This window comes from Candidatus Electronema sp. PJ (genome assembly GCF_048287395.1).
In the GTDB taxonomy this organism is placed as follows: domain Bacteria; phylum Desulfobacterota; class Desulfobulbia; order Desulfobulbales; family Desulfobulbaceae; genus Electronema.
In genome coordinates this window covers 1-15,864 of sequence record NZ_JBLWEO010000066.1, presented here as the reverse complement: position 1 = coordinate 15,864, position 15,864 = coordinate 1, and the positions used below count along the sequence as shown (strand labels likewise).

General features: G+C 52.8%; 14 protein-coding genes. 8 read left to right on the top strand and 6 right to left on the bottom strand.

Annotation, left to right across the window (positions count from 1 at the left end; genetic code table 11):
• Window positions 1-260 precede the first annotated feature (260 nt).
• The 6 genes from ACNKIB_RS10895 to ACNKIB_RS10870 all read right to left on the bottom strand — a co-directional run bounded on the left by ACNKIB_RS10895 (window position 261) and on the right by ACNKIB_RS10870 (window position 8,267).
• Window positions 261-791, bottom strand: a complete 531-nt coding sequence (locus ACNKIB_RS10895) for a DUF456 domain-containing protein (RefSeq protein ID WP_417910583.1) — start codon at window positions 789-791, stop codon at window positions 261-263.
• Window positions 792-892: 101 nt separating this feature from the next.
• On the bottom strand, window positions 893-1,726 hold the full coding sequence (locus ACNKIB_RS10890; RefSeq protein WP_417910582.1) for a hypothetical protein: 834 nt from the start codon (window positions 1,724-1,726) through the stop codon (window positions 893-895).
• Between the two features lie 37 nt (window positions 1,727-1,763).
• Entirely contained in the window at window positions 1,764-3,320 is a 1,557-nt protein-coding gene (locus ACNKIB_RS10885; RefSeq protein ID WP_417910581.1) for a hypothetical protein, read from the bottom strand.
• A 286-nt stretch (window positions 3,321-3,606) separates the two neighbouring features.
• A complete protein-coding gene (gene aat / locus ACNKIB_RS10880; RefSeq protein WP_417910580.1) occupies window positions 3,607-4,293 on the bottom strand; it encodes a leucyl/phenylalanyl-tRNA--protein transferase in 687 nt (228 codons plus the stop codon).
• On the bottom strand, window positions 4,293-5,936 hold the full coding sequence (locus ACNKIB_RS10875; RefSeq protein ID WP_417910579.1) for an acetolactate synthase large subunit: 1,644 nt from the start codon (window positions 5,934-5,936) through the stop codon (window positions 4,293-4,295). The genes aat and ACNKIB_RS10875 overlap by 1 nt, the downstream gene beginning before the upstream one ends.
• Before the next feature lie 171 nt (window positions 5,937-6,107).
• Entirely contained in the window at window positions 6,108-8,267 is a 2,160-nt protein-coding gene (locus ACNKIB_RS10870; protein WP_417910578.1) for a COR domain-containing protein, read from the bottom strand.
• A 346-nt stretch (window positions 8,268-8,613) separates the two neighbouring features.
• Here ACNKIB_RS10870 and ACNKIB_RS10865 point away from each other — a divergent pair, with 346 nt between their 5' ends.
• The 8 genes from ACNKIB_RS10865 to ACNKIB_RS10830 all read left to right on the top strand — a co-directional run bounded on the left by ACNKIB_RS10865 (window position 8,614) and on the right by ACNKIB_RS10830 (window position 15,726).
• On the top strand, window positions 8,614-8,799 hold the full coding sequence (locus ACNKIB_RS10865) for a hypothetical protein (protein ID WP_417910577.1): 186 nt from the start codon (window positions 8,614-8,616) through the stop codon (window positions 8,797-8,799).
• Window positions 8,800-9,111: 312 nt separating this feature from the next.
• A complete protein-coding gene (gene purD, locus ACNKIB_RS10860; RefSeq protein ID WP_417910576.1) occupies window positions 9,112-10,893 on the top strand; it encodes a phosphoribosylamine--glycine ligase in 1,782 nt (593 codons plus the stop codon).
• A gap of 9 nt (window positions 10,894-10,902) precedes the next feature.
• Complete coding sequence (locus tag ACNKIB_RS10855; protein ID WP_417910575.1) at window positions 10,903-11,529, top strand: L-threonylcarbamoyladenylate synthase; 627 nt, start codon at window positions 10,903-10,905, stop codon at window positions 11,527-11,529.
• Window positions 11,530-11,752: 223 nt separating this feature from the next.
• Window positions 11,753-11,953: a cold-shock protein gene (locus ACNKIB_RS10850; protein ID WP_417910574.1), complete on the top strand. Its 201-nt coding sequence runs from the start codon at window positions 11,753-11,755 to the stop codon at window positions 11,951-11,953.
• A gap of 126 nt (window positions 11,954-12,079) precedes the next feature.
• Window positions 12,080-12,286: a cold-shock protein gene (locus ACNKIB_RS10845; protein ID WP_417910573.1), complete on the top strand. Its 207-nt coding sequence runs from the start codon at window positions 12,080-12,082 to the stop codon at window positions 12,284-12,286.
• A 91-nt stretch (window positions 12,287-12,377) separates the two neighbouring features.
• Entirely contained in the window at window positions 12,378-12,536 is a 159-nt protein-coding gene (locus ACNKIB_RS10840; protein WP_417910572.1) for a hypothetical protein, read from the top strand.
• 108 nt (window positions 12,537-12,644) lie between these two features.
• A complete protein-coding gene (locus tag ACNKIB_RS10835; protein WP_417910571.1) occupies window positions 12,645-14,255 on the top strand; it encodes an ABC-F family ATP-binding cassette domain-containing protein in 1,611 nt (536 codons plus the stop codon).
• A 16-nt stretch (window positions 14,256-14,271) separates the two neighbouring features.
• Complete coding sequence (locus tag ACNKIB_RS10830; protein ID WP_417910570.1) at window positions 14,272-15,726, top strand: DEAD/DEAH box helicase; 1,455 nt, start codon at window positions 14,272-14,274, stop codon at window positions 15,724-15,726.
• Window positions 15,727-15,864 lie beyond the last annotated feature (138 nt).

The following is a 15,864-nucleotide window of genomic DNA, read 5'->3' as shown; positions in this document are numbered from 1 at the left end:
GCAGGTTAGGTTAAGCAGCGCGTCGGCTTTAACCTATAAGATCGCTTTTTCAAATTAGGCAACTTCCGGTTGGGAAAAAGAAGCTGCCTAATTTATAAAAGGAACCGCCTGGTTTGAAAAAGGAGTTTCCTATTTTGAAGGCAGAAGCCGCCTAGTTTTTTATAGAAAGTTTCAGGGTTGAATCCAGAAACTTTCTGGGTAGAAGCCAAACCGAGCCTGGTTTTTTCAAGGAGATTCTTACTGCTGATGCAGAAAATTCCTCAGTATATCTTAAACACAAACCATGCCACCATGATTCCGGCAATAAGCAGCTTGGCCGCAACTCCGCCGATAAAGCCGAGAAAGGAGCCGATCCCGGAATGCAGAGCTTGCTTAATTTGCTCGCCCATAATCAGCTCGCCGACGATTGCGCCAAGCAAGGGGCCGACCAAGATACCAATCGGGCCGACCACAAAGACCAGCAGCGTGCCCAGCACCGCGCCCCAAGCTGCCGCTTTTGAGCCGCCAAATTTTCTCACTCCCCAAGCTGTAGCGATGAAATCAATCGCATAGCCGAGACAAATCAGCACTCCCTGGCCAAGGAAAAACCAGCCGGATAGATTGTCAAAGCCAGTGATTACACCATAGACCAGAAAGCCGCCTGCAATCAGAATTGTGCCAGGCAGAGCTGGAAAGACAATGCCGACAAAGCCAGCGACAATCAAGGGCATCGCTGCCAGAAAGGCCCAGCAATGGACATTGGCGAATGTGGCTGCATACACGGAATGGAGCCATTCGAGTATCGGCTGCACAGTACCTCCAAGGGCTTTTTAGTGCTGGGAAATCAAAAGAGAGAAGGCTCAAGACAAAGCTGCCTGTCCTGAGCCTCAGGGAAACTGTCACATCAAAAAGATTACTTCTGCTGAACTGGCTGCGGGGCTGGTTTCTGCTCCGGTGTCGGGGTTTGCTGCACAGGCATCGAGGCAACTTGCTGCTGTTCGGCTTTATGCTTCAGACCACTCTTTTTCGGTTCCAGCTTGCTCTGCTGGGCGATCTGGTTGATCAGCACGCTGTTGTTGATCTTGCAATTCTCCAGCTCCTTGGCTGCTGTGTCAAGAGCCGCGCTGCGTTCTTCAACAATCTTCTCCAGACCGATGACCTGGGCGCGCAGTGTTTCAGCCTCAGTGAGAACCTTATTCCGTTCTTCCTCGATCTGCTTGTTCGCGGCCTCCAGCTCATCCATCCCAACCTGCACCTGCTCGCAGCCTTTGAGCTGTTCCTCGCATTCATTGACCAGCTTCTGCTCCTCTGCAACGGCTTTGGCCGCAGCAGCCAGCTTCTGCTCTTGCGCTGCCAATGCCGCCTTCTGCTGGGCGAGCTGCTCCTGCTGGGCCTTCATTTTCTCGTCGCTTTCTCCAGCCAGAGCATTTTTTGCTTCCTCAGCAACGACTAAGGCTTTTTCCAGCTCGGTTAGCCGAGAGAGTTTCCCTTGCAGCTCCTCTATTTTTTGGCGAGCCTTATCAAGTTGGGCTTCTTTCTGCTGCCTGACTTCCTTCTGACGGGCCGCCTCGGCCTGCGCCTCACCGCCTTTCTTGGCCGCCTCGTCCGTTTCTTTTAGCTGGACGTGCAGCTTCGCATTCTCCCTGGCAAACTCTTTCCTCCTTCCAGCCTCCTTCTGCCCCCAGATCGCAGAAATGAGCAGCAGCGCGACGAGCGCCGCGATGATAAGATTCTTTTTGTCGTCCATAGTCCGCTCCTGTTCGTTTGATTGTTGCAACCTGCTGTCAATACTTGCTAACCGCTGCCAATTCCCTGTCCACGCTGCTTAAATTTTTCTTGACCTTTGCCTCTATGCCTGCGCGGGGATACTTCCGCAGAATGTTCTCCAGCAGCGATTTTGAGGAAAGCAGCAGCTCCTTTTTAGCCGCAGGATCTGCGGCATTAAGGGCCTGCTGAAACAACCCTGCCGCCTTCTTGCGGACGTTCTCGCCTGCCAGCCGCTCGGCCTCCTCAATCTTTCCTTCCGCCTTAGTCGCGAATTCCGTGCCCCGCAGCTTGGAGAATAACTCAATGGCCTGATCGTAATCTTCTGACTGCATGGCTGCCATACCCTTGTCCCAGGTTTCCTGTAAGACTGACACTGGATCAGACAGCGGGCTAGCCTGCTGCACCGGGTTACTCTGGACCGTTTCGTTCCTCTCTGGTACAGGCGCAGCACTGGCTGCTGCTGGCGGAGTTGCCTGTACAGATTCAGTAGTAAGAGGTAGGGCTGCTCTTTTCTGGCGGAGGATATCCTGCTTGTCCAAAGGCAAGATGTCGAGCGGTATCTGCTCAAGCCGCTTTAATGCCTCGTCGTTTTTTTGGGCCACGAGAAGCCGGTCTATCTCAGATATTAAGCTAGAAAACCACTCTTCGGCTTCTTTTTCGATCTTCCGCGACCAATCTTCCGCATCTGTCAGCAGAGGCGAATCAGGAAAGAGGTGGATGAATTCAGAAGCCTGCTGCACCACAGTAAAGCCAGCTTTATCTGGGTTGTAGGTCAAACAGCCAAGCAGTAGGGCAGCGTAAGCATCCAGCTCGTCCCGCCGTGTGCCAACCGCCTCGAGTGCGGCTATGTATTTGCCAGCCCGGTCAGCGAGGCTGCTCTCCAGCTGCCGTAGCTCCACGTATTTTCTGCGGGCAGAGGCATACTCCTGATGCCCAAAGTCCAGATCAGCCAGCATCTGGAGGGCACTGATCTCGAGCTGACGATCTCCGTCTCGGCGGGCACTGGTCAGCAGATTGACGAAAATACTGCGAGCTTCCTGCTCATGTCCGGTTTTCAGGAGTTCTATGCCCTGCTTACGGAGCGAACTGCCTGACAGCTCCTGCTGCGCGGCAGACGTAACCTCCTCCTGGACAGGCTGGCCGTCGTCCTGTGGTTTGCTCTCTTGCTGAGAAACAGCAGAAGGGCTGACCTGTTCTTGCGCCGTCTTGCTACTAGCTGCCGGAGAACTCAACGAGTTGAACAGCTTCGGACAGTCGCCCTCCAGATAGGCGATATCCTTTTCCTTGAAATCCTGGAGGGAACTGAAAAGCTGCTCACGGGACAACTTTGGCAACTGCTCTTGCAGTAATCTTTCCTGTAGCCCTTTGTAGGCATCTTGGAGATCAGCAACCCGATTCCGGCAGCTAACGATCTGCTTGATCTCGTCGGGAGTTAGATTAAGAGATTCTTGACGGCTGCCTAAATCCTGCCAATCACGGAGCCGCTGTTCGTAGGCGGTAATACGACCGCTGATGGTGGCCAAGGCAGGCTCCAGCACCTGCTTAGAATAAGCGGCTTGCTCCTCTGAAGACATTATTTGCTGGGGTTGTACCGATTCCTGGGGTGGTGCAACAGGAGGGGGAGCAGGAACAAGCGGGCGCTGGCCAGAGGGTAGGCAGCTGCTTAGGAGCAGCGGCGCACTCAGCCCGATAAGCAGTAGCCCTCGCAGACGGGGGCGGAAAGAAACTGAGGAAGCATCCATTGTTGGCGTGTTGCTGGTTGTATTTTATATCTTCTGATCATCTACAGGGCAGATGATCGGAAAGAAAATTATCAGAAAAATGCTGGCAGTACAATCGCTTTTTGCAAAAAAACGCTTTTCACTCCTCCAGCTGCCAATGTTGCTGCGGTTGAATATGCTGGATCAACTGCTCCAGCAGTTCCTGAAAGGCCGTGCGTTCCAGTTCGCGGCTGCCAAAGCGGAGCATGTGGGCCGTGGTCATCTGACAATCTATGGCCCGGATACCAAGCTGTTTGGCTTGCTTGACCAAAGCGGCCAGCGCGACCTTCGAGGCATCTGCCCGCTGGCTGAACATCGACTCGCCGAAGAACATGCGGTCAAGACAGACCCCGTACAGCCCGCCAACCAACTTGCCTGCAAAGCGGCATTCCATCGAATGGGCATAACCAAGCCTATGTAGGTGGATATAGGCAGCCTGCATTTCCTTGGTTATCCAAGTGCCCTGGCCTGCTTCTTCACGCACAGCAGCGCAGGAAGCAATTACCTCGGCAAAAGCAGTGTCCGCACTAACTTGATACATCCTCCGCTTAATCGTGCGGGCAAGACTGCGAGGGAGGTGGAATTCTTCTGGGAAGAGCACCAGCCGAGGCGAGAGTGACCACCAGAGAATCGACTCTTTGCCAGAATACCAAGGAAAGATACCCTGCTGATAGGCAGCTAAGAGTCGCTCTGGCGAGAGATCACCGCCCACAGCCAGGAGGCCATCTGGTTCGGCCAGTTCTGGGGGCGGAAAGACGATTTCTTTGGGCAACTGAAAAACAGGCATCAGCCAATCAGGCAGGTTTTCTTGCGCAGCTCTTCAATCAACACCGACTCATTTTCTGCATAATCAATCGGTAGCTCGATCAGATGTACGCCGGGCGTATTCAGGCAGTGATCGAGCGTCTCTGGGAGCTGATGCTGTACTGAAACCCTCCATCCTGCGGCACCGTAACTCTCAGCGTATTGGACGAAATCAGGGTTGCCGAAATCAAGACCAAAGCGGGGCAGGTTCATGCCTGCTTGCTTCCACTTGATCATGCCGAAACCATTATCGCGAAGGATAAGAACGGTCAGATCAAGCTTGAGGCGAATAGCGGTCTCCAGTTCCTGTGAATTCATCATGAAGCCACCATCACCGCAGACTGCAATCACCTTACGATCAGGGAAGAGCATCTTGGCGGCTATGGCCACAGGCAGGCCTGCACCCATCGTAGCTAAGGCATTGTCTAGTAGTACAGAACAAGGATCCGCTGATTTATAATTACGGGCAAACCATATTTTATACATGCCGTTGTCCAAGGAAAGGATAGTGTCTTTGTCTAACAGATCCTGAAGCACCTTGGTCAAACGCTGGGGCGTGTAGGGAAAGGAGGGCGGCAGCGAGCAGCGATAGACGTTCTTCTCGATCTCCTTTTTCAGTAGATTGAAATAGCTGCCCCCGGCCAGTGAGTCTGGCTTAAGGAGTAAGGCCAGTCGTTCCATCGAATCTGTGATGTCGCCAATGACCTCGTACTGAGGGAAATAGACTTCATCAAAGACCGCACTGAAGTAGTTGATATGAAGCACCCGCACATCCTCGCGCTTCATGAAGAAGGGTGGCTTTTCGACGACATCATGCCCAACATTAATGATCACATCTGCTTTGCCAATAGCGCAGTGCAGATAATCATGATCAGAGAGGGCAGCCGTACCGAGACAGCGGGGATGAAATTCATCCGCTGCCCCCTTGCCCATCTGAGTAGAGAAGAAATGAATGCCTGTACGATCGATGAAGTTTCTCAAGGCAGTGCCAGTCTGGCGGCGATTGGCAACAGCGGCGATGAGCAACAGAGGATTCTTGGCCTGGCTAATGATCTCAGCGACCTTACGCAAAGCCGCATCAGAGGCTAGAGCAACCGGAATATCCGTGACCGGGAAAGGCAGGGCTGAGGTCTGCTCGGCTGCGATATCCTCTGGCAGCTCTAAATGCACTGGCCCGGCCTTCTCTTGCACAGCAGTACGGAAGGCCTCACGCGTAAGGGCGGCGATAGAGTCTGCACTCACGATCTGCCGGGTCATCTTGGTGATCGGGGCCATCATAGAAACAACGTTGATGATCTGAAAACGGCCCTGCTTGGAGGTCTTGATCGGCTTCTGGCCCGTAATGAAGAGACAAGGCATCCCACCCAGATAAGCATAAGCCACGCTGGTGACAAAGTTGGTTGCACCTGGCCCCAGAGTAGAAAGGCAGACTCCCGGCTTCCCAGTCAAGCGACCATACGCAGCAGCCATAAAGCCAGCAGCCTGCTCATGGCGAGTCAGGATCAGCTTAATAGATGAGGTGCGCAGCGCTTCCAGGAAGGCGAGGTTCTCCTCACCTGGTATGCCAAAGATATATTCCACGCCCTCGTTTTCGAGGCAGCGTACTAGGAGTTCAGCACCGTTCATTGCTTTAACTATCTGTCGTAACGTTATTGTGTGAGTGGGCGATACGAGGTTGCATGACCCATTCAACTAATGTACCGCATTTGCTTGCTTGTGCGATAGGGAAAAACTCAAAACATGGTTTGGGCGCATCTCAAACGAGCGTTCGAGATGCACCCGCAAGCGGGCACGGGGTTACTTCTTCCGCCGGTTCAGCACATCCTCGGCAATATTCTGGTAGTTGATTTTCAAGCCAAACACATTCAGCTCACCTTCGACATACCTGTTCATCTTCTTTATCAGCCCCCGCAGTCCTCCCTCCTTCCTTTCACCCTCAGCCAAAGCAAGCATCTTCTCTCCTTGGGCCTGATTCTCCAGATGCACGCCATCCAGTAGCTCTTTCACGGTGTATGCTCTTTTCGCGTCTTCCGGGAATACCTTTTCGATGCCCGCTTCTTGGCTCTTGAGCAGGCTCTCATAAGCAACGCTGATGGATGGCTGTTCCGGCAACGGAATCCGCTCGCTGACCTTCAGTCCTTCAAAGCCTGTATGCAGTTCCCGGAAGGTGAGCCAGATCAATGCAAGGAAGACTTTGCTCTCTTTACCTGTCACAGCGATATCAATACGCCGGGCCTCGTTGTCCGCTTTTACCACCGCAGTCGCCTCAAGCATCGGATTCTCCAAGAAAACACCAGTGCGCCAGCGCAGATTATCCTTTATCTCCTGGTGCCGCTTGACGATGAAGCTCGGCATGATTGAGGGCGGGAAGAAGTCTTTATACTCCAGGAGAAAGCGGCGCGCGCCAGTTTCGTCAAAGGCAAAGGAAGGCTGTGCCACGCCCAGCAGCTGCGGGATAAGAACCTCGCGCTCATTGAGTTCATAGCACAGCTCGAACTTCTTCATCAGCTCGATGATATAGACGTGATCGCCTGGGTAGTATATATAATCGTCGCCTTTCTGCCATTGCAATATCTGCTTGAGATCATCGAGCTTGAGCAGCCCTTTGCTCTTAGCTAGCGGTTCGGCATTGATAATCTTATACACCGCGCCTGTCACCCATTTGGGGGCAAGGACGTGATTGTCATCCAAGGCAAAGTCCTCAAAGTGAATGACGCTGCCCAGATCGTGCAAGAAAGCAGTCAGCACATTACGAGTAGTCTCCCCTTGCACTCCTGCTTCGGCCAAGATGCCCTCAAAGGTCTCGTAGTCGATGCGTGGCCTATCCATCTCCTCCAGCATCTCCTTTGCGCGGAACCAACTTAGAGGCCAGCGATTCTTAGTCATAGGTAGTTTGGCCAGCTCCTCGGTCATGACCTGCCGCAACTCTTCAATGCCATAGTTTCTGGGGCAGGAAGTCCGGTAGAAGTCAACGATGAACGGGTATTTCTCTTTTAGAAAACGCTGGTTGAGATCAAAGCTGGGATTGGTATCGTACTTGTTCAGCACCACTAAGACGGGCGAGCCGCCACCGAAGCTCTCAATGTAGCGCAACCAGTATTCGGGCCGCTCGTCGCGCCTGCCATCGAGGACCAGGACATACAGGCTGCGGCGGGAGAGGAAAAACTGATGCGTGGCGTGCATGATCTCTTGGCCGCCAAAGTCCCAGAGCTTACAGCGGATTGACCGGGATGCGCTTGCGAGGGTCAGTTCCTCAATCCTGATGCCGTGGGTGGTTTCCTCATGCTTGTTGAACTTCTCACCTTTTAGGCAGCGGGTGAGTGAAGTCTTGCCCGACGCACCCTCACCAATAAGGATGACCTTCACCTCTGCTAATTCCTGCCAACCTTCTGTGAGGGATGTGAAGTATTCGCGTATGGCTTCGATGCCTTCTTCAGCGATTTCTACAGGAGGGGAGACAAGAGGGTTGTAGCTCAGATCAAGCTCTTTTAGATTGGTTAGCTGGACAATCTCTGGTGGCAGGCTGGTAAGCTGGTTCCCCCAAAAGTCAAGCGAGGTTAGCTGCTTTAGCTGAAAGACCTCCGGTGGCAGGATAGAAAGGGCGTTCAAGCTGAGGTTAAGCTTGGTGAGATTAGTTAACTGAACGAATTCTGGCGGTAAGCTGGAAAGTTGGTTGCCGCCGAGGTAAAGCTCGGTCAGATTCTTTAGCTGAAACAGCTCTAGAGGCAGCTTTATAAGCCCAAGGCCGGAAAGTCCAAGCCGGGTAAGATTCTTTAATTGAAAGAGCGGCGGCGGCAGGTTGGTAAGCTGGTTGTAGCTGAGGTAAAGCGAGGTCAGATTTTTTAGCTGAAAAAGTTCGGGAGGCAGTTCGGTCAAATCTTGGTAGATCAGATCAAGCTCCGTTGCCCCTGTCTCCGCAGCCTCTTTAATCAGCTGCAAGGCTTCTTCTTTGCCCATGTCCTCTTTCCTCCTTCGTATGAATTGCCGCTAGCAGTGGCCTGCCTTATCTCATACCCTATTAGGGGTTGCCCTCAGTATGTACTGAGGGATGACCTCAGTATATACTGTTGGGTGGCAACAGTACTGTTAGATGGATGGCAACAGTATGTACTGTTGGGTGGCAACAGTATGTACTGTTGATTGACCGCAAACCGTATCAGGGTTCTCCCTCATAATAGGGCAGGAAGAGCTTACTCTGGCTAGCATCGCTGCCCTTGTTCACCAAGCACCGATCCTATTGAAAACATAGATTGATGGGTAAGTCAACAGCAAAGTGGGGCGGGCTTCTACCTCATGCGGCAGAATGCTCAAGCAGGGATTCATACGTGACACGATAGCCAGCACATACACTGCGGTAACGCAACAGGACGGTGGCTGGTGGGTAGGCTGGATTGAAGCGATTCCCGGTATCAATTACCAGGAGGAAACCTGGGAGAAGCTGCTGATCTTACCTTGTAGGCGGCAGGTGCTGACTCTACTGAAGAGCTGATCGCACTATGAAACGAAGCGCATTCCTGAAGAGTGATCTGGGAGGGTGGCAGCTTGCTTGCTCATCGCCTCGTTCTTTGGTGGGTGGTGGGTGGCGACTACTGAGGATGCAGGTAGCTGCCGCCATAGTGGGATGGCTCAACAGAGGTGCAGCTTCTGCCGCTTCATTGCAACAGAAATGCTTGACAGAACGTTCAGCGGTTGCGGAACCTGCTGTTATTGTGGTACGATATGCACCCTTTAGGAGCAACCAACTACTGACCGCCTCATTCGAGCGGCAGCAATTGCATAAAAGATCGGTGAGGAGGTTTGGATGAAGGTTCTGGTCATTGGTTCTGGCGGTCGGGAACACGCATTGGTCTGGAAATTGAGCCAATCAGAGAGAGTGAAAGCCATATATTGCGCTCCTGGTAACGCTGGAATACGGAAACTAGCAACCTGCGTCAAGATTGCAGCAGACGATGTGGATGGTTTGCTCGACTTTGCGATAAAAGAAGGCATCTGCTTAACGGTTGTTGGCCCAGAAAACGCCTTAGCCAAGGGCATTGTCGATCGTTTTACCGCTAAAGAGCTACGTATCTTTGGACCAACAGCTGCTGCTGCCGAATTAGAGAGCAGTAAGGTCTTTTGCAAAGAGTTTCTCCGCAAGTATAACATTCCGACAGCTGAATACGAAACCTTTGATCGACCAGAGACAGCCAAACGGTTCATAGACAAGATAGGTGCGCCTTGTGTTGTCAAGGCTGATGGTTTAGCCGCAGGGAAAGGGGTCTTAGTTTGCCATACCAAGACCGAAGCCAAGCACGCGGTTGATCTGATCATGAAAGATCGGGCCTTTGGCGAGGCAGGCAGTCGGCTAGTGGTAGAGCAGTTTCTGCATGGCGAGGAGGCTTCGTTCATTGCCTTTGTCGATGGAGAGAATGTGCTGCCTCTGCCGTCTTCTCAGGATCACAAGGCGATCTTTGAGGGCGACCGTGGCCCGAATACAGGGGGCATGGGAGCCTATTCACCTGCGCCAGTGCTCGATGACTCAATGACCATGCGGGTGATGAATGAGGTCATGCTGCCAACAGTGCGCGGTATGGCTGCGGAAGGCCGTCCCTACAAAGGGATGCTCTACGCAGGCTTGATGATTGATGAGGACAAGATCAATGTGCTGGAATTCAATTGCCGTTTTGGTGATCCTGAATGCCAGCCACTGCTGATGCGACTTCAGACAGATCTGATCGATATCTTTGAAAAGGCGATTGATGGTGCGCTGGATGAAATCGAGCTGGAGATTGATCCAAGGCCAGCGGTTTGCGTGGTAATGACCTCTGAAGGTTATCCAGGCAGCTATAAAGCAGGTAAGCCGATCACTGGTCTGGTCAATGCAGCCAAGCTCAAGGATGTGATGATCTTCCATGCAGGCACGGTGATTGAAAATCAAACCACCCTGACTGCTGGAGGTAGAGTCCTGGGCGTCACGGCCATGGATATCTCGATTGCCAAGGCTATCGAGCGAGCTTATAAGGCTGCGGACAAGATCAAGTGGAAGGGCAGCTACTTCCGTCGGGATATCGGCCATCGTGCTTTACGTCGCCTCCAGAAGCATACAGGCCCGGCAGTAGGTATTGTGATGGGATCAGACTCTGATCTGCCAGTAATGCAGGCCGCAGCGGATTTCCTGTCAACTATGGGAATCAAGCATGAGATCACGATTTCCTCGGCCCACCGGACTCCAGAGCAAACCGCTGAATATGCACGTACCGCTGCGCGACGTGGCCTCAAGATCATCATTGCTGGCGCAGGCATGTCCGCGCATTTGGCTGGGGTGATTGCTGCGCACACTACCCTGCCGGTGATTGGAGTGCCGATTGATGCTTCGCCGCTTAATGGCTTAGATGCTTTACTCTCGACCGTGCAAATGCCGCCAGGTATTCCAGTTGCAACGATGGGTATTGGCAAGTCTGGGGCTAAGAATGCAGCGGTTTTGGCCGCAAGAATCTTAGCAATTAATGATCAGGAGATCACGGAGGGACTCCGGCAATTCAGTCGGGAGATGGAAGAGCAGGTGGCAGCTAAGAATCAGGCTCTTCAGCAGGCCAAGGGTTAAACAGCAAGCGTGATTGCTTCTGCTTCTTCGCCCGAAACCTTCTGGGAGGCAGCCAGACTGCTCAAGCAGGGTGGCCTGATTGCCTTTCCCACAGAAACCTACTATGGTTTGGCGGTTGATCCCTTTAATGCGCAAGCCCTGCAACGGCTTTTCACAGTCAAACAGCGGGCAGCGAATAAGCCGGTCTTAGTTTTGGTGCACGATCAGGCACAGGTAAGACTGCTGGCAGAAAAGGTGCCTGCCGAGCTACAGCGGCTGATGGATCGCTTTTGGCCTGGGCCGCTGACTGTGGTTTATCCGGCCCAGAAGGAGTTGCCTGCTTTGCTTACCGGCGGTACTGGCACCATCGGCATTCGTCAGTCGCCTAATCTCACCGCAATGCGGTTACTAGAGGAATTCGGTGGGCCAATCACCGCCACCAGTGCTAACCACAGCGGTGCCGCAGCGGCTGTCACTGCCGCAGAAGTGGAAGCGATCTTTGGTAAGGAGCTGGACCTGATCATCAATGGCGGTTGCACGCCAGGTGGTGCAGGCTCCACCTTGGTTGCTTGGGATCAGCAGGGGCTGCATTGCCTGCGTAAGGGATTAATTTCCCTGGCCGAGCTGGGGTTAGAAAAACTTTTTTCGTTTGCATGAAAAAACATCTTGCGCATCCTTTCAGATCGGCTATTATAGACGTATGTTGTGCAGTCACTCTCGCAAATTACGAATTACGGAAATAGCCGCACAATCCTCTCTCCAAGAGGCGTGCGGTTTTTTTGTTTACTCTGTAGAGTGCCTGCCGACCGGCAGATTTTCTGTCGGCACTGAAAAGATTCAAGCGGCTCATTGAGCTGCGAACAGCAAGGAGCAGTTAATAATGGCGCAGGGCACAGTGAAGTGGTTCAACGATGCCAAGGGATTTGGTTTCATTCAGCAGGACGGCGGGCCGGATGTGTTCGTCCATCATTCCGCAATCAAAGCCGAGGGATTTAAATCCCTACAGGAAGGTGCGCGGGTAAGTTTTGAAGTCGTCAAGGGTGCTAAAGGCCCAGCGGCAGACAAGGTGGTTCAGCTGTAAGCAGCCCTGTGTTACAGTTGATGATATCTGCCGATGGTTTGTTTACCCGTCGGCATTGCAGAAGAATGTCTTAGAAGTGGTCTGGAACAACCAGACTGCGAAGCACAGCAAGGAGCGTAGCAGAAAATGGCAGAAGGTACAGTAAAGTGGTTTAACGATGCGAAGGGGTTCGGTTTCATTCAGCAGGATGGCGGACAGGATGTATTTGTTCATCATTCCGCGATTAAAGCCGATGGGTTTAAATCCTTGCAGGAAGGCGCACGGGTTACTTTTGATGTGGTTAATGGTCCGAAAGGCCTGGCCGCAGAGAATGTTGTTCAGCAGAGAAAGTAACCGCTGAACTGAGCAGCATCGTGGAGACCCCGTAGAGATTGCGGGGTCTTTTTTTTTGGTCATTTCCGTACAGCAACAAAAGGAGCATCTCTTGGCAAGGACAAATTATTCCTTTGAGAAACGCCAGAAGGAACTGGCAAAGAAAAAGAAGCAGGAAGAAAAACTACAGCAGAAGCTGGAAAAAAAGAAAAAAACAGATGACGGCAGGGAAGACGCGGCTGCCGAAACAGAAGTGCTGCCTTCCGAGTAACACCTGTAGCACTTCCGGCAAAGGGCGGATGCTTTATCCGGCCTTTCCCTTTTTCCCTCCCTGTGGTTCCTCTTTTTCCCAATATTCTTTCGTCCCATTCATACTGCTATGATTACAGCCACTAATATTGGACTCTCCTACGGCAAGAGGGTCATCTTCAAAGAAGTTAACATCAAGTTCACCCCTGGCAACTGCTACGGCCTGATTGGGGCCAATGGCGCAGGCAAATCCACCTTCCTCAAAATTCTTTCCGGCGAGATCGACCCGCAACAAGGCCAGGTTTCCATTGATCCGGGCAAGCGTCTTGCTGTGCTTAGGCAGGATCAATTTGCTTTTGATGAACACACGGTCATCAACACGGTCATCATGGGCCATAAAAAGCTCTACGAGGTGATGGCCGAGCGGGAAAAAATCTATGCCAAAACCGAGTTCACTGAAGAAGACGGTATGCGCTCCGGCGAGCTGGAAGTCCTGTTCGGCGAGATGAACGGCTACGAGGCGGAATCAGAGGCCGCAGTGTTGCTTAACGGCGTGGGCATTGGCGAGGAGTTGCGACAGAAGAAAATGAAGGAGCTGGAAGGCACAGACAAGGTGCGGGTGCTGCTTGCCCAGGCTTTGTTCGGCAACCCTGATATCCTCTTGCTTGACGAGCCGACCAACCAGCTCGACATCGCCACCATCACATGGTTAGAGAATTTCCTCTCTCGCTTCATGAATACGGTCATCATCGTTTCTCATGATCGGCATTTCCTCAATCAGGTCTGCACGCACATGGCAGACATTGACTACAGCAAGATTCAGGTCTATGTCGGCAACTATGATTTCTGGCAGCAGGCCAGTCAGCTCCAGCTCCGCCAGAAAGAGACAGAAAACAAGAAGACCAAGGCTAAAGAACAGGATTTGAAGGACTTCATCCGCCGCTTTAGCTCAAATGCCTCCAAAGCCAAGCAAGCCACCTCCCGCAAAAAGCTGCTGGAAAAGCTGACGATTGAAGACATGCCCATGTCTTCACGCAAATACCCCTTCATTGAATTCAAGCCAGAGCGACCTTGCGGCGACATCATCCTTGAAATTGACCGCCTGAGCAAGACAGTGGACGGTGTGACGATGTTCAAGGATTTCAGCCTGAGCGTGGGCAAAGGCGACAAGATTGCTTTTGTCGGCTCCAACGGCTTGGCGAAAACCACCCTCTTCCAGATTCTTGCTGGAGAGCTGGAGCCAGACAGTGGCAGCGTCCGTTGGGGCGTAACCATCACCAAAGGCTATTTTCCCAAGGAGAACAACTCGTATTTCAAGGATACAGACATGAATATCGTCACCTGGCTGCGGCAATATGCTCCGCCCCAGGAAACTGAGAGCTTTGTCCGGGGCTTTTTGGGCCGAATGCTCTTTTCCGGCGAAGAAGCTTTGAAAAAAGTCTCTGTTCTCTCAGGTGGCGAGCGAGTACGCTGCATGTTGTCGCGAATGATGCTTTCTGGGGCCAATGCCCTGATTCTTGATGAGCCGACTAACCATCTTGATCTGGAATCCATCACCTCGCTCAACAATGCGATGACTGCCTATCCAGAGGTCATTCTGTTTTCCTCCCATGATCACCAGTTGGTTTCAACTGTGGCTAACCGGATTGTTGAGTTCCTGCCAGATCGCATTGCGGATGAGCGGATGAGCTTTGATGATTATCTGACTAATTGTTGTGGCTTGGAGCTGGAGGCGGCATGAGGACTGATGCAGAACAATGATTAAAGCATTGCTTGCCAAGGTAGGAAAGAAGCTCCGGCAGCTCACTGGCAGCAGGCCGCAGAAGAACAGCGGCCATGCGGTCGCTGTTCCCCTGCCTGAGCAGAAGGCCAGTCCTGTTGCCCAGCCAGAGAACGACCTGAAAAAGCGGGCACCGCGCCGCCGCAGGAAACCAGAAGGCGGAGAAAAAAAGAAGAAGCCAGAATGGAACCTGGCCGACTTCCCGGTTGATCCAGTCGAGGGCCGCAGCCGCTTTCATGAGTTCCCTTTGCCGCTCGCCTTACTGCACGGCATTGCCGACTTGGAGTTTAAATACTGTACGCCAATCCAAGAAAAGGCTCTGCCAGAGGCTTTGGTCGGCAAAGACCTGATCGGCAGGGCTGGTACTGGCACTGGCAAAAGTGCGGTCTTCCTTATCGCTCTTTTCACCCGCCTGCTGAATGAAAATGCTAGCGAGGCGCAGAAGCCGCTGCGCCGCCCCGGCTTTCCTCGCGCCTTAATTATCGCGCCGACCCGAGAGCTAGTCATGCAGATCACGAAGGACGGCAAGGCGTTGGGCAAATACCTCCCTCTCAACATCGTGGCCGTCTATGGCGGCACTGATTACCAGAAGCAAGAGCAGTTGCTGAGTGAACGCCCAGTAGATGTCATTGTGGCCACGCCCGGTCGTTTGCTTGATTATGTCGCGAAAAAGGTGGTCAATCTCGATCAGGTCGGCATGATGGTCATTGACGAGGCAGACCGGATGCTTGACATGGGTTTTATCCCAGATGTACGCCGCATCATCTCCCGGATTAAGCCGAGAGAGCAGCGGCAAACCCTGCTGTTCTCGGCCACAGTCAATGAGGATGTCCGCCATTTGGCCTCGCAGTGGTGCATCAAGCCAGTGTATATCGAGAGTGACCCAGAGCAGGTGGCTGTAGAGACGGTCAAGCAGGTTATCTACACGGTTACTGCCGAGGAAAAATACACCGTGCTCTGCAATCTGCTGCGTAATCAGCCGCACGAGCGGGTCATGGTGTTTGTTAATATGAAGAGCGAGGCAGCGCGGCTGCATGAGCGGCTGAAACGCCACGGCATCCACGCGGCCTTACTTACTGGCGACGTGCCGCAACAGAAGCGCATGTCTCGCCTAGAGCGGTTCCGGGTGGAAAAGAACGGGGTGATGATTGCCACGGATGTGGCTGGCCGAGGCATTCATATTGACGGCATCAGCCATGTGGTCAACTACACCTTGCCAGAGGAGCCAGAGGATTACGTCCATCGCATCGGCAGAACCGGCAGAGCAGGAGAGAACGGTATTGCTGTCAGCTTTGCCTGCGAGGAAGGCGCGTTTCATTTGCCGGATATCGAGGAGTATATCGGCAAGCAGTTGCCCTGTGTTGTCCCAGCAGAAGAGCTGCTCAAGCCTATTTCTGCGGTCAGCAGCGAAGAAAAACCAAAGCAGAAGTGAATACTCCACCGGCTTAAAGCCGGTGGCTTCGATTGACAGCTAAAGCTGGCGTGGTCAGCTTCGCCGACTCTCTCAGGCTTCACCGTCAACTTTAAAATTGTCGTTAGAAGTGCAGTCTTGTCCTTCAATATACTGTTT